Origin of the sequence: Mycobacterium sp. PDNC021 (genome assembly GCF_048282635.1) — a bacterium.
Classification (GTDB): Bacteria; Actinomycetota; Actinomycetes; order Mycobacteriales; family Mycobacteriaceae; genus Mycobacterium; species Mycobacterium llatzerense.
Window position 1 is genome coordinate 2,192,943 of sequence record NZ_CP182502.1, and the last position, 14,004, is coordinate 2,206,946.

At 61.7% G+C, this 14,004-nt stretch carries 14 protein-coding genes; 7 read left to right on the forward strand and 7 right to left on the reverse strand.

Annotation, left to right across the window (positions count from 1 at the left end; translation table 11 throughout):
- Window positions 1-105: 105 nt before the first annotated feature.
- The 4 genes from ACNO8X_RS10245 to ACNO8X_RS10260 all read right to left on the reverse strand — a co-directional run bounded on the left by ACNO8X_RS10245 (window position 106) and on the right by ACNO8X_RS10260 (window position 6,054).
- A complete protein-coding gene (locus tag ACNO8X_RS10245) occupies window positions 106-1,419 on the reverse strand; it encodes a lipase family protein (RefSeq protein WP_418005186.1) in 1,314 nt (437 codons plus the stop codon).
- A 386-nt stretch (window positions 1,420-1,805) separates the two neighbouring features.
- Window positions 1,806-3,320, reverse strand: coding sequence for a long-chain-fatty-acid--CoA ligase (locus ACNO8X_RS10250; protein ID WP_418005187.1), 1,515 nt, complete (start codon window positions 3,318-3,320; stop codon window positions 1,806-1,808).
- A gap of 55 nt (window positions 3,321-3,375) precedes the next feature.
- A complete protein-coding gene (locus ACNO8X_RS10255) occupies window positions 3,376-4,422 on the reverse strand; it encodes a polysaccharide deacetylase family protein (protein ID WP_418005188.1) in 1,047 nt (348 codons plus the stop codon).
- A 672-nt stretch (window positions 4,423-5,094) separates the two neighbouring features.
- Entirely contained in the window at window positions 5,095-6,054 is a 960-nt protein-coding gene (locus ACNO8X_RS10260) for a GlxA family transcriptional regulator (protein ID WP_418005189.1), read from the reverse strand.
- Window positions 6,055-6,543: 489 nt separating this feature from the next.
- Between ACNO8X_RS10260 and ACNO8X_RS10265 the strand changes: the two genes are divergently transcribed.
- On the forward strand, window positions 6,544-6,780 hold the full coding sequence (locus ACNO8X_RS10265; RefSeq protein ID WP_418005190.1) for a CsbD family protein: 237 nt from the start codon (window positions 6,544-6,546) through the stop codon (window positions 6,778-6,780).
- Between the two features lie 206 nt (window positions 6,781-6,986).
- Here ACNO8X_RS10265 and ACNO8X_RS10270 read toward each other — a convergent pair whose 3' ends face one another.
- The gene (locus ACNO8X_RS10270; RefSeq protein WP_133759768.1) at window positions 6,987-7,142 is read right to left on the reverse strand and encodes a hypothetical protein; all 156 of its coding nucleotides are present in this window, start codon (window positions 7,140-7,142) and stop codon (window positions 6,987-6,989) included.
- 388 nt (window positions 7,143-7,530) lie between these two features.
- On the opposite strand from ACNO8X_RS10270, the gene ACNO8X_RS10275 reads away from it, so the two are divergent.
- On the forward strand, window positions 7,531-7,917 hold the full coding sequence (locus ACNO8X_RS10275; protein WP_418005191.1) for a hemophore-related protein: 387 nt from the start codon (window positions 7,531-7,533) through the stop codon (window positions 7,915-7,917).
- Window positions 7,918-7,944: 27 nt separating this feature from the next.
- Here ACNO8X_RS10275 and ACNO8X_RS10280 read toward each other — a convergent pair whose 3' ends face one another.
- Entirely contained in the window at window positions 7,945-8,178 is a 234-nt protein-coding gene (locus ACNO8X_RS10280; RefSeq protein ID WP_418005192.1) for a hypothetical protein, read from the reverse strand.
- A gap of 66 nt (window positions 8,179-8,244) precedes the next feature.
- Entirely contained in the window at window positions 8,245-8,901 is a 657-nt protein-coding gene (locus ACNO8X_RS10285) for a TetR/AcrR family transcriptional regulator (RefSeq protein WP_418005193.1), read from the reverse strand.
- Between the two features lie 132 nt (window positions 8,902-9,033).
- Between ACNO8X_RS10285 and ACNO8X_RS10290 the strand changes: the two genes are divergently transcribed.
- From ACNO8X_RS10290 to ACNO8X_RS10310, 5 genes are all read left to right on the forward strand, one after another.
- Window positions 9,034-9,405: a DUF732 domain-containing protein gene (locus tag ACNO8X_RS10290; RefSeq protein WP_418005194.1), complete on the forward strand. Its 372-nt coding sequence runs from the start codon at window positions 9,034-9,036 to the stop codon at window positions 9,403-9,405.
- A gap of 32 nt (window positions 9,406-9,437) precedes the next feature.
- The gene (locus tag ACNO8X_RS10295; protein ID WP_390892694.1) at window positions 9,438-9,872 is read left to right on the forward strand and encodes a DUF5078 domain-containing protein; all 435 of its coding nucleotides are present in this window, start codon (window positions 9,438-9,440) and stop codon (window positions 9,870-9,872) included.
- 243 nt (window positions 9,873-10,115) lie between these two features.
- The gene (locus ACNO8X_RS10300) at window positions 10,116-10,541 is read left to right on the forward strand and encodes an MmpS family transport accessory protein (RefSeq protein WP_418005195.1); all 426 of its coding nucleotides are present in this window, start codon (window positions 10,116-10,118) and stop codon (window positions 10,539-10,541) included.
- A complete protein-coding gene (locus ACNO8X_RS10305; protein ID WP_418005196.1) occupies window positions 10,538-13,435 on the forward strand; it encodes an RND family transporter in 2,898 nt (965 codons plus the stop codon). The genes ACNO8X_RS10300 and ACNO8X_RS10305 overlap by 4 nt, the downstream gene beginning before the upstream one ends.
- A gap of 195 nt (window positions 13,436-13,630) precedes the next feature.
- Window positions 13,631-13,957 (forward strand): hypothetical protein, encoded by a 327-nt coding sequence (locus ACNO8X_RS10310; RefSeq protein ID WP_418005197.1) that lies wholly within the window; start codon window positions 13,631-13,633, stop codon window positions 13,955-13,957.
- Window positions 13,958-14,004: the final 47 nt, after the last annotated feature.

Here is a 14,004-nt window from a genome sequence, read left to right on the forward strand (position 1 = left end):
ATCTAGGAATGTGACCTGGGACACGTCTAGGTTTTGTGCGCAGTTTACCTTTCGCCAGGCGCACGGAGGCTTCTCGCGAGCGCTGCGATGTGCGAACCGTTTGGGTCAGGCCGGTGGCGGAGCCTGGCCGCACGTAGGCGCTGTGGGGACTCCGTTGAACCGGTCCGCGATCCAGGCCATGCTGCGTTCGCCGTCGACGAAGATGGGCAGCATCGAATTGATGTCCAGCTTGTTGAACAACGGCGGCTGTTCGTTTGTCCATAGGGTCACGTCGGCTCCTATCGCACACCAGTCGCCTGCGGTGTGTTCTACGGCGCTGTATGGATCGAAGGGATCCCAGCGGTTGTGAGTCAAATACACCGGGCCGGTGGGTTTGACGTTGCCTATCCGCTGAGCCCACAGGAGCGATTTGAACGGTTCGGCGGCGGCGGTCGCGAAGACGTCCTCCTTGAACCAGAACTGGATATGCCGAAACATGTAGTCGACTCCGGTCTGCAGGAGGCATTGACGACCGGTGTTGGTCAGCATCTCCACTCCGCGCTGCGTGAGCGAGTCCCAGATGGGCTGCTCGGTTCCGGGATAAGACGCCATGATGCCTCGCAGGACGTAGCCGAGGAGTCCGGCTAGGAAGTTGCCATCCATAGCGGGGAGCACTGGTGCGATCTCCGTGGGTGCTGCGGCAGCGTAGGTGCCGACAACGTGCAACTCGGGGCTGTAACTGGCCGCTCGTTCGGCTGCGGACAATGCCGCGTGCCCGCCCGCGAGCCACCCCCAAAAGGCAACCGGGCCATGGGGATTCAGGGATGTACCGGGAAGCTTCATCGCGGCGCGTGCGGCGTCGATGAGTGCAGCTCCGCCGGCGTTACGGTTGAGGAACTGCGGTGACGCCGAGTCGTGGGTACCCATTCCGACACCGTCGGTGATGACGATGGCGAAACCTCGGGCAAGCAGGGTCGCCACCCATCCTTCCTCCAAGTTGAACATGACGTCGAAACCGGTGTCCAGCGAGGCGTGGATGCCCTGATTAAACACGCGTGACGGTGCGCATTGTTCGCCCATGCCAAAACCCATCACCGCGTACGCCAGAAGTGGCCGCGGCCCACTCCCCGGCCAGGGCACATCCGGCTCGATGTAGGTGCCTGTCACTGCCACGGGCTGCCCTTGAGCGTCGGTGCTGCGGTACATGATCCGCGTTCCAGCGCCAACGAACGCTCCGAGTTGACCGGAGGGTTCGAGCACCAGTCGTGACGGCTCGGTGCGGATGAGGTCACCGGGTTGACCGGGCGGAAGCGGCTTCGGCGGTGTGTAGAACTGCAGATATGGACTCTCGTCGGCGCGAACCACCGGTATGCCGGGTGCGCCGATCGCCAACACGAGAACCGCGACAGCCAACCCAAGCAGACGAGTGCGCGTGCTCACCTGGGCAGTGTCCGTCCGATCCCGCCGACAATTGGCGCCGGCTCGGCGCGACCGTGCAATGATCCTGGCGGTCGGCCGTGCGGGACATATGACCCGCGGCGCCCAGATGCGCTCTGGTGCAATAACCTTTTTCGGGTCAGTGGTGACGTGGCCACCAGTCTTGGGGTGTTGTTCGGCATCGTCCGATTGCGGTGGATATGTCATGGTGTGTACTCCGTCTTGTGGGTCTGGGCCATCGAAACCGCCAGGCTCTCGGACGCGCCCTCTGACGCTTGACGCGGCGAAAGCCCGATGGGTCGGACGGGTGCAATGTGAACAGCCGCGCAGGGCAGGAGAACTGAGACGTCTAGCGATGTGCTGCGGCGCAGGTGTTCCGGCCGCTCCGGTTACGCCGTCGCGGATTTGAGGCTGTTGCGTAGCTCCTGCTTGAGGACTTTCCCTGTGGCGTTGAGGGGGAGTTGATCGCAAAATTGCACTGCGCGTGGGCATTTGTACACCGCCAGGCGATCCCGGCACCACGTGAGCACGTCTTGTTCGGTGAGCGCGGCTCCCGGCCGCACGATGATGAACGCTTTGATCTCCTCACCGACGCGTTCGTCCGCAATGCCCACCACCGCGGCAAGGCTGACAGCGGGATTGGTCATCAGGGTCTCTTCGACCTCGCGAGGGTAGACATTGAAGCCACCGCGGACGATCAGATCCTTGGCGCGATCAACGATGTAGTAGAACCCGTCCTCGTCACGCGTGGCGATATCTCCGGTGCGGAACCAGCCATTTGCATCGAGAACTTCAGCGCTTGCCGCGGGACGACCGAGGTAGCCTTTCATGACATTGTGTCCGCGAACTATCAATTCACCGCGTTCGCCGGGACCCACGGGACGGCCGTCGGCACCGCGCAGGCCGAGCTCGACACCCCACACTGGCATCCCGATGGAACCGGGACGGCTAGGCCGGTCCAGGCGATTGAAGGCCACGACGGGACTTGTCTCAGACAGGCCGTACCCCTCGCGGATTCCCACCCCGAAGACTGTCTCGAATCGCCTTAGCAGTTCCACTGGCAGCGCGGCGCCACCTGACATCGCGACCTTCAACTGGCGGCCGAGTTCGGCGATGTCATCGCGGTGAGCAGCTTCGCCCAGAAGTGCCCAGTACATCGTGGGCACACCGGCAAATACCGTCACCGCATGGTCACGGACAAGATTCAATGCAACACGGGCGTCGAATCGAGGTAGCAGCACCAGTGTTCCGCACTGACTGAAACCGGCATTCATCTGTACGGTTTGAGCGAACGAGTGAAACAGCGGCAATGTCACCAATTGCACTTCGTCGAGCGTGCCGAAAAGCCGGTGGCAGGCCAGTGAATTGGTCACGAGGTTGGCGTGCGAGAGTTCGGCGCCCTTGGGCTTGCCCGTGGTGCCGCTGGTGTAAAGGACGACCGCAGTGTCGGTCGCTTCGGTCGGGACCAGCACCTCTTGGTCGGAGTAGCCGCTCAGAACCTCGTCGAGATCGGTGATTGCAATCGGATGCTCGCAGGTGGGGACGTCGTCGAACGCAAGCCAGGCGTCGTCAGGCAGGAATTCGCTGGCGAAAAAATAGGCGCGAGCGCCTGAATCGGTCAGGTGGTAGCCGACTTCGGCGCGTTTGAGCATGGTGTTCAGCGGGACCGCGACCGCTCCTGCTTTGAGGATCCCGTAGTAGACGATGGGGAATTCGAGGATGTTGGGGACACTCATGGCTACTCGGTCGCCAACGGCGATTCCCCGCTGAATCAGCAGTGCTGCAACCTGATTCGCGGCGGCGTTGATCTCGTGATAGGTCATCTGGCGTGGCCCTTCGATGACCGCGGTAGTGGTGGGCTGGTCACGGGCGCTGTCGGCAAGCATGACGGACAGGTTGAGCACGAGTTCGGCTCTCTTTCTTAGGTTCTGGTTGTTAGTGATCTGGTGTTGTGCAGGTTCACGTCCAGTCCCAGAGGTAGGGCGAACCGACTCGTTCGGCGATGGGCTTGAGGACTTTCTCGTCGTAGTACTGAAGGGTGTCCATGCCGTTGACCGGGCATTTGAACAGGATTTCTCCGAAGAGATCCTCGGATAGATCGGGTTTGGTGATCCCGGCGGCCATGGCGTACCGCTGCAGGTGGTTGCTGAAGGCGTCGTGGACGGGTGGCATGCCGAAGTTCGCCGGATGCTGCATGGCCCTTTCAAGGCTGATGAACTCCACCCCGCGCGCCTTGTACGCCTCGATGATGCGTCCAATAGTGCGCGCCGCCAACGGTGTGCCATGCACCATCCAGATGTGAGGAATATCGGCGCCGAACATGGCTCGTGCAGACGCAGCGTGTTTCTCCAAACCCTCTATCGCGCCCTGGACGTGCAGGTCTTCCAGGCGGATCTGTGCCTGCACGTCGCCGGTGATGAGGGACCGCTGATAGGGCACGATATACACGAAGTCGCCGAACCAACATGTGATGGGCGCGTTGCGATATCCGTTGTCGCGCAAATAATCCTCGACTTGTCCCCGCTTTCCTTCGGACCCTGATGACATGTCCATCGGGTACCGGAAGTAGCGTTCCGGAGCTATGTCGATGTACCGACCGATGAGCTGTTCGGCGTGGTCGACGTCGCGGCAGAAGTCGTCAGCGCTCATCCAACGCAGTGGAGCGTGTTGGTGTGTGTGATTGCCGAGATGGTGGCCGGCCTCCAGCCAGGTATCCCAACACGCCAGGCTGGCTGGGTTTTTGGCGATGCTGTAGGTATGGGCGAAACCGTAGACGCCGGTCTGGCCCGCCTCTGTCAATGCCTGCGCGACGGCGCGGGTCACGTCCAGCGAGGTGTGCCCCTCGGGAAGCGGAGTTCCGTCCCACAGCACGAAATCATCGACGGTGATGGCTACTTGGACAGTACTGAGTGACGGGCGGTCGACCATGGCGGGGTTCTTTTCTGGAAATGTGGCGCTCGGGATGAGCGTGGCGTGGTTCGAATCTACGAATGTGATGGCGAACACGTCTTGGCCTCAGGCGCAGTGGCAATTTCTCCACGCGCAAGACTGGGCAGCCTTCGCTTCAAATCGAATATCCAGGACGCCCTGCTATGCGGTGCCGAGATCGAATGGAGTGCGCGGCGCAGCCAAGCCACCCCGACACCAATGCTCTTGACGTGAGGCGAAGGCGTTCATATCGCAGACATGTGGAGGAAGATGCCCATGGCCTCGACACTGTAGCACGTACTTGCCAGACGCCCACCGGGATGCGTGACCGAAGACAATTTTCGGCTTGTTGAGACGCGGCTTCTGCGGCTCCACGATAGCGATGAGAAATTCCAGACCCTTTTTCTTCTATTGATACTGCCAACCGCGGCTGGCTCGATGGCCGTCGAAGCCATCTGCGCCCCATCCGAGCGCTGGGTATCGCTCGCGCCGCGGCGTGGCGCCACCCAGATCACTCTCCGGGAGACACGCGGGGGTTTGTCCGTACTCGACCCATTTTGAAAGGATTTGGCCAGCAGCAAGTTTCGGATGGTTTGGTCGATCAAGTGCACAGATATGAGCAAGTGGATGGGGTGCGGTCACCGGTGACGATCATCGTGCACTGGCACGGAATACACATTGATGGCCCGGAGCCAATGTCATTGCACCACTATCGCAGCGGGATTGACTCTGATCGCATTGTTCGACCGGTCAGACCGCCGTCGCAGTGTCGCAATCACACGAGAAGGTTTGGCGATAGGCAGTCGGAGTTGTGGCCAGACTTCTACGAAAATGCAGACGAAGGTTGGCGGCCGTCCCCAGCCCCGAGTCCCGGGCTACACGATCGATCGAGTAGTCCGTTGTTTCAAGCAATTCGCGCGCAGAAGTAATGCGCGCGTTGACCAGCCACTGCAATGGAGTCGTTCCGGATTCTTCGGTGAAGCGGCGCGTGAAGTTCCTCATCGACATCCCTGCGTGCTTGGCCATCTCTGAAACAGCGATCGGGTCGGCAACATGACCCAAAGCCCATGCCCGGGTAGCCGCCAATGAGGTGTCACCTGCCACCGCTACTGCAGCGGGTACGTATTGTGCTTGACCCCCGTCGCGATGAGGTGGGGCGACCAATGCGCGAGCGACCCGATTCGCGGTAGCGGCGCCAAGGTCTCGCATCACGACGTGGAGGCACATGTCTATCCCGCAGCACATCCCGGCAGAGGTAAGGACATTCCCGTTGTCGACGTAAAGCACGTCTCGGTCGGTTTGTACTGATGGAAACTGCGCCGCGAGTTCGTCGATGTGCTGCCAATGGGTGGTGGCTCGTTGGCCGTCAAGAATGCCGGCAGCCGCCAAAGCAAATGCGCCCGTGCAGATTGACGCCAATCGGGTGCCCCGCGCCAGACTTGTTGCGAGCGCCTCAATGACTGTAGGAGGTACAGGCTGACCTACCGGCTGATATCCCGGCACGATCACCGTGTTGGCGTCGCGGACTACGTCAAGTCCGTGGTCCACCGCCAAGGTCAGGCCTGACGCAGTCCTGACTCGATCGGACACCCCACAGATTTTCAACTCATAGGGGACATCGGGGTCAACCGTGAAGACGTCCATCGGAATCGCCAAGTCAAGGGCCTTGACGCCGTCGAGGGCTATGACTGCAATGCGGTGTATATCCATCGGCATCTAACGCTGGCCTATTGGTGTCCGCGTGAACAGTGGCTGTTCTGCCCAATACCGTAAGGATCCAGCCAACGGGTGGGCCTGCATCCGCTCGCGCATATGGGGAGGTCGGTCTCGATGGGGCGGATCCGTTGACCAGTTCGGACAAAGCAACGCGCCAGCGGCCGCGACCCATCGGATGCGCTCCGCGTGGTGCAGTCGGTGTGGAAGGACGTCGAATACCCCGATGCGAGCTGTCGCGCAGTGGGCGATCGCTAGGGGACCGTCGCCGGCTCGATTGGGTCCGCGCGCGAGGTCGTGGCAGCGCCGGGCAGCGACTGAGTCCTCATTCCGCAGCCGTGTGACGTGGCAACCCTTTCTGCACAACGGGTTTCGCCGTGGTCTGACGGGGAACCCAGTTCGTAGTGGGTGCCGTCCCCGGCCCGCCGTCATGAAATGTGACGCACGAATCTTTCACGTGGGACTTACCAACCGAGGAGAAACGCTGTGGGTGAACACAATAGTGGTCCTGAAGAGGGTCTCAAGGGAGTAGTTGAAGGTGTTAAGGGCAAAGTCAAAGAGGTCGCCGGCACCGTGACGGGTCGCGACGACCTTGTTCGCGAGGGCCAAGCTCAGCAGGACAAAGGTGAAGCGGAGCGGGATGCCGCAAAGAAGGAAGCCCAGGCCGAATCGGCGCGCGCAGCGGCAGACGTCGCTGAGCAGAGGCAACGAGCAAACCAGTAGGCCAAACTAGCCCGATGGCCCGATCTCTTTGGCCGGCAAGGAGATCGGGCCATCGCTTGCCAGTGGTGGCGCGCAAGCAACGACGTTCGATACATGCTGAGGCACACTGCATTTAGTGGTTTGGCCGTCGGCCAAGGCGGCGGTCGGCCGTGCCCGCGCGCCCCAATCGAATAGTCCGATTGTGACACGCGAGTGAGATCGGCGAGTTAGAACCAGACCTTTCGTCCACCGACCGGGCGCCCCACCGCGCCGAGGATCCACAGCACAGCACCCACAACCAGCAGGATGGCGCCAACGGTCTCGAGAATGGGCACCGCCAGTGCGTACCCGAGAACAAGCAAAATGACTCCCAAGATGATCACGTCAACCGCCTAATGTTCGTAGACCGCTCCAACTGCGATCACTACTGACAGTGATACCCACGCCGAGGCGCTACAAACCACGGGACCGGCTCAAACGCACTAGAACGCAATGAAGCGCAAACGACCCACCCGTATCCGACTCCTACGAGAGCCATGCGCGTAAGCCCATCAAGGCCGGCGCCGACATCGGCCACGGCCGAAACGCCGAAAACCGTCGCCGGCGCGGAACATCCGAACCGCCGACCGTCTGGCCTCCTGTTGTCGGGATTCTCCCGATGCACTCGAAAACTTTGTCCGCCAAATGAGTTCGGATGTTTGTACCTGCACGAATCGGGGTACCTATCCAATTCGGGAATCGCAATAGGAACTACTTCGAGGATTTCGCCTGATGCTCAAACTCAACTCAACTTCCCAACTGGCCCTCGCTACGTTGGCCGCAGGAACGGTGATTGCGGCCGCAATGGCACCGAGCGCCGGCGCCGTTCCGACCGACTGCAGTCGAGAGTCCGTCAATGCGACGGTGCAGTCGGTGCTTGGCGCGGCGCGCGGCTATTTGAATGTGCACCCTGGCGCAGACCAGGCCGTATCCGCGGTGTATACGCAACCGCGCGAGGCCGCGGCCGCCAACATCAGAACGTACTTCACGGCCAACCCGCAGGAGTACTTCGAACTCAAGGGCATTCTGGCGCCGATAGGTGACACCCAACGTGCGTGCAATGTCGCGGTGCTCTCGCCCGAGATGGCCTCGGCCTATGACGAGTTCATGGCAGGCTGACCGGCTCTTGTGGCGTGCTGGCGGAGATCATCCGTTCTGGACTTCCGGTCCTTGAGGCCGATGCCCGGGTTCGACATCTTTGACATCGTTGAATGACACCGGGGCACGCGGGTTCTCAGAGTGATGCCCGGCCAGGGGCTTCAACAGATAACCGACATGGTCGCCGCCCATGTCGAGTCGCTGTACGACGGCCCCGACAAACCAGGCTTCGGCCGCGTCCAAGATCGGGGTGTCCTCCGGACCTAGGAAGACTGCACGCATAGCTGGTGGATACCCGACTTTGTGCCCGGATAACCGCCGCCAGTCAGCGGGATCCGGCTTGCCGGCTCAGGTCACCGGCCGATGGGTAGTCATGGCGATCGCGGCCTCGTCTTCATCAAGGGCGTCGACCGGCAGGGTGTCCTGCCCATCGCGAGCGCGCAGCCCGTCCAGGAAGATGGCCACGTACCGTCGCCACAGGTCAGCATTGACGTGCCCGGCGAACTCGCTGACCGTGCCTGCCAGAAGACCCAGGATCGGCATGTCGCTGTCGGAGATACCCGGTCGCAGATATCCGTCTTTTTGGGCCCGTTCAACAAGTTTCGCGAGCTTCGGAACCAGGCGGGTACGTGCCGCATCCACCCGATTGCCGCAACCACTCTGTCCGTACAGAATTTCTCGCAGGCCACGATCGGTGGCCGTCTGCTGACCCATCTGTTCGACGAACCAGGTGAATCCCGCCCAGGAGTCGTCGAATTCCAATCCCGAATCGGCGAAAGCGGCGATCTCGTCGATCGCGTCCTCGAAGATGGCCTCGATCAGCTCGTCCTTGGTGGGGAACCTGCGATATACCGTGCCGACGCCGATCCCGCCGTGGTGTGCTACTTCATTGAGCGTTGCGCCCAGGCCTCGTGTGGCGAACAGGTCGCGGGCCGCGTCGATCACTCGCTGACGATTGCGCACGGCGTCCTTGCGCAGCGGTCGATCAGTGGTCTGGCGGGTCATCACCTCCGCAGTGTAATGCGAGACACTTTTCAGGTAAGTGGATTGACTCCATCCACTTAGCTGAATAACTTCATGCTGAGCACTGCGATCAGCTGACGGTTGTGGTGATCTGCGATCAGGGGGACGTGCTGTATGACGCGACATCACCGGGCCAGACACGCCTTGGCTGCGGCCGGTATCGGACTGCTTGCGGCAGTGGCCAATTCGGGGACCGCATACGCCGATCCCGATACGGACTTCGCGAATCAGTTGCACACCTACGGGATCTATGGCCCGAAGGACTACAACGCCTGGTTGGGCAAGATCACCTGCCAGCGGTTGAGCAACAACGTCGACCACGACGCCTATCAGTCGGCCAAGTTCGTCGCCACCAACTTGTCCCGGCAGAACGTCACGCAGCAGAACTGGCAGTTCCTCGGTGCCGCAATAGATTTCTATTGCCCGGACAAGCATTCGGTGTTGGACGACGCCGCGCGTCAGTCGCAATCGGGAGGCCGCGCATGACGATTCGATCACGCCGTATGGGATTGGCTGCCATGGCGTTTGGGGTTGCGGCGTCTTCCTCTCTGTCGCTGGCCGGCCCGGCCTCGGCTGATGCCACCGACGACTACCCGATCCCGCATCGGATCATCGTCACCACCTGTGATGCCGAGCAGTATCTGCAGGCGGTGCGTGACACGAGTCCGGTCTACTACCAGCGCTACATGATCGACCGGAACAACCGGCCCGCCGACATTCAGCAGATGGCCGAGGATCGCATCCACTGGTTCTTCTCGCTCGATCCGGTGGGTCGCCGGCAGTACTCCGAGGACACCGCCACCAACGTCTATTACGAACAGGTGGCCACCCACTGGGGTAACTGGGCCAAGGTGTTCTTCAACAACAAGGGTGTGGTCGCGAAGGCCACCGACGTGTGCGTGAACTACCCGGCCGGCAACATGCAGGTCTGGGACTTCGCCTCCAATAGTTGAGTGATTTGCGTCCAAATTTCCCGCGCTGACCAGCCATTTTCCGGGGTAGATCGCGCATGTGCGGACGCCGCAGGAATGCGGTGGGGCTGCGCCGGGTTGTAACGAAGACGACATTTAAATGGATGGACTCTATCCACTTTTTCCGTTAGGTTACCTAGCTAGATGTCCCCGGGGGTCACCAATGGTGGTGAGCCGCCACATGCCCGACGACCGCGCGGTCGGCAATTTCTACAGAAGGCAGCGATGACGAGTGTGTTTCGGCGGGCATGGCTACCGCTATTGGTGATCGTTGCGGTTGGCGCCGGCGTGGTGATCGTGTCGAACGTCCGCCAGGTGTTCGGCTCGAATCCCGTTGTGATCACAGAGAAGAGCTCGGACAACGCCGAGGACTTCAACCCGAAATTCGTCAAGTACGAGATCTACGGCACGGGCAGCACGGCCGTCGTCAACTACATGGACCTCGAAGGCAGGCCGCAGCGCGCTGCGGGAGTGTCGTTGCCGTGGACGTTGACGCTATCGACCACGCTGCCCTCGGTGCAGCCCAACATTCTGGCCCAGGGCGACGGCAACAGCATCAGCTGCCGGGTCAGTGTCGATGACGTGGTCAAAGAAGAGAGGACCGCCACCGGTATGAACGCTGAGACCTTCTGCTTTGTGAAGGCCGCATGAGCGCGCCGGCCGACGAGGCCCAGACAGACGCCATCCCGGTGGCAGAGGACAAGGGGCACAAGGGGATACCGCGGTTCCTCCGCCGGTTCGCGGTACTGATCATCCTGGCCTGGATCGGGGTCATCGCCGCGCTGAACACCGTCGTCCCGCAGCTCGAGGAAGTCGGCAAGCTGCGCGCGGTGTCCATGAGCCCGAACGATGCGCCGTCGATGATCGCCACCAAACGCGTCGGCAAGGTGTTCGACGAATACAGCACCAGCAGTTCGGTGATGATCGTGCTCGAAGGCGACAATCCGCTGGGAGCCGACGCGCACGCGTTCTACGACAAGATGGTCACTGACCTCCGCGCCGACACCACCCACGTCCAGCATGTCCAGGACTTCTGGGGTGACACCCTGACCGCCAAAGGTGCGCAGAGCCGCGACGGCAAGGCGGCCTACGTTCAGGTCTACATCGCCGGTGACCAGGGGGAGACGCTGGCCAACGACTCGGTCGCGGCGGTGCGCCACATCGCCACCGAAAGCCCCGCTCCGCCAGGGGTAAAGGCTTATGTGACCGGTCCGGCGGCAACGAGCACTGACCAGAACGTCGTCGGCGACGAGAGCATGGAGCTGATCGAACTCGTCACGTTCGGCGTCATCGCGGTCATGCTCTTGCTGGTCTACCGATCCGTCATCGCGACCTTGCTCGTATTGGTGATGGTGGTGCTCGAACTCTCCGGGGCGCGCGGTCTGGTGGCATTCCTGGGCTACCACAACGTTTTCGGGCTGACCACCTTCGCCACCAACCTGCTGGTGACGCTGGCGATCGCCGCGGCGACGGATTACGTCATCTTCCTGATCGGGCGCTATCAGGAAGCGCGACGAGCCGGAGAGGACCGAGAATCGGCCTACTACACCATGTTTCACGGCACCGCGCACGTGGTGCTGGCCTCCGGCCTGACCATTGCCGGCGCCACCCTGTGCCTGCACTTCACCCGGTTGCCGTACTTCCAGACCATGGGCTTCCCGCTGGCCATCGGCATGGTGATGGTGGTCGCGATGGCACTGACCCTCGGGCCCTCGGTGATCGCGGTCGCAACCCGCTTCCGCCGGGTCCTCGAACCCCGGATGAACACGAGAACCGCCGGCTGGCATCGGGTCGGTACCGCGACGGTGCGCTGGCCCGGCGCCATCCTGGTCGGAGCCGTGGTGGCGGCACTGGTCGGGCTGATCGCGCTACCGGGCTATCACACCATCTACGACGACCGGATCTACCTGCCGAAGGACATCCCCGCCAACGTCGGCTATGACGCTGCGTTCCGGCACTTTTCGCAGGCCAAGATGAACCCGGACCTGATGATGGTCGAGTCCGATCACGATCTGCGGAACCCGGCCGACTTCCTGGTGATCGACAAGATCGCCAAGGCGCTGAAGAACGTGCACGGAATTGCCCAGGTGCAGACCATCACCCGACCTGACGGTGACCCGATCAAGCACTCGACGATCCCGTACACCGTCGGACAGAGCGGCTCCACGCAGCTCATGAACAACGACTACACGCAGACCAATCTGAACAATCTGCTCTCTCAGGCCGACGATCTGCAGAACAGCATCGACGCCATGACCGAGATGATGAGCGTCCAGAAGGATCTGGCAGCGGTGTCGCAGCGGATGGCCGACAAGATGAAGACCACCTCGGATGACATGGGTGACACTCGAGATCACCTGTCGGACTTCGATGATTTCTTCCGGCCCATGCGCAACTACTTCTACTGGGAGCCGCACTGCTTCGATATCCCGGTGTGCTGGTCGATGCGGTCGGTCTTCGAGAGCATCGACGGCATCAGCTTGATGTCCGATGACTTCCAGGCCATCGTTCCCGACATGCAGCGCATGGCCGACCTCATGCCCAAGATGGTCGCGACGATGCCCAAGCAGATCGCGTCGATGAAGCATCAGAAGCAGGTGCTGTTGAACCAGTACCAGATGCAGAAGGCGCAGCAGGATCAGACCATCGCGATGCAGCAGACCGGCACCGCGATGAGCGAGGCGTTCGACGCGGCCAAGAACGATGATTCGTTCTACCTGCCGCCGGAGGCCTTCACGACCGCAGATTTCCAGCGTGGTCTCAAGCTGTTCATGTCGCCCGACGGACATGCCGTGCGGTTCACCATCATTCACCAAGGTAACCCGCTGACACAGGAGGGCACCTCGCGTATCGAACCGCTCAAGATCGCCGCGGCCGACGCGATCAAGGGCACGCCGCTCGAGGGCTCCTCGATCTACCTCGGCGGCAGTGCGGCGATGTACAACGACATGCAGATCGGTGCCGATTACGACCTGATGATCGTCGCGGCTGCGGCGCTGATCCTGATCTTCATCATCATGTTGGTCCTCACCCGTGCGGTTGTCGCATCGGCGGTGATCGTCGGCACCGTGGTGCTCAGCCTGGCATCGGCGTTCGGTCTCTCGGTATTGCTCTGGCAGCACATCGTGGGTATTCCGTTGCACTGGATGGTGTTACCAATGTCGGTCATCGTGCTGCTGGCGGTCGGCGCGGACTACAACCTGCTGCTGGTCTCCCGCATCAAGGAGGAAATCCACGCCGGGCTCAACACCGGCATCATCCGCGCCATGGTCGGCACGGGTTCGGTCGTCACCTCGGCGGGCCTGGTGTTCGCCTTCACCATGATGTCGATGTCGGTGAGCAAGCTGATCATCATCGGCCAGGTCGGTACGACCATCGGTCTGGGGCTGTTGTTCGACACCCTGGTGGTGCGGTCGCTGATGACGCCGTCGATCGCCAGCCTGCTCGGACGCTGGTTCTGGTGGCCGCAACGCGTCCGTCAGCGTCCGGTTCCGCAGCCCTGGCCGAAGCCGATCCAACGCGATTCCGAGCTGACGTCAGTCTGAGTCCAGTGCTTCACTGCTGACGACGTCAGCCGCCAACGCCGGCCGTGGCCCTACCGCCACGGCCGGCGTTGGTGTCGGTTCACCGTGTGATCCGTTGCCCTACGCCGGGGGCGATTGTGTCTCGGATCACGCGATCGCGACGTTCGGTTCGGGCGCTGGATCACGACTACCCCCTATAACGCAGGAAATGGGGGCGTGGTGATGGCGGGCGGGCTGAAGGGATTGATGTCGTTGAGTAGCGAGTCCGACGTGGCGTGGGAACTGGTGGAGAGCATCCGTTCTCGCTTGACTGTTTCCGAGCTCAACAACGCCTACGTGAACCTGGGCATCGGAGAATTCGGCACGGTGATCGAAACGTTGATCACCGTCGTTGTCCGCGAACAACTTACGGTCCCAGACGCCCTGATGGGAACCCTGGAAACCTGGCGTGCGCTGCACCATCCCGACGGTCCGCTCTCCGAGCGCCTCATGCACCAACTCGCACAGTGTCGCCAACATGGCGATTCGCGATGCGGCGCATAAGGCAGCTGAACAAACGGGATTCGATCAGGTGAGGCAGTGGGGGACTT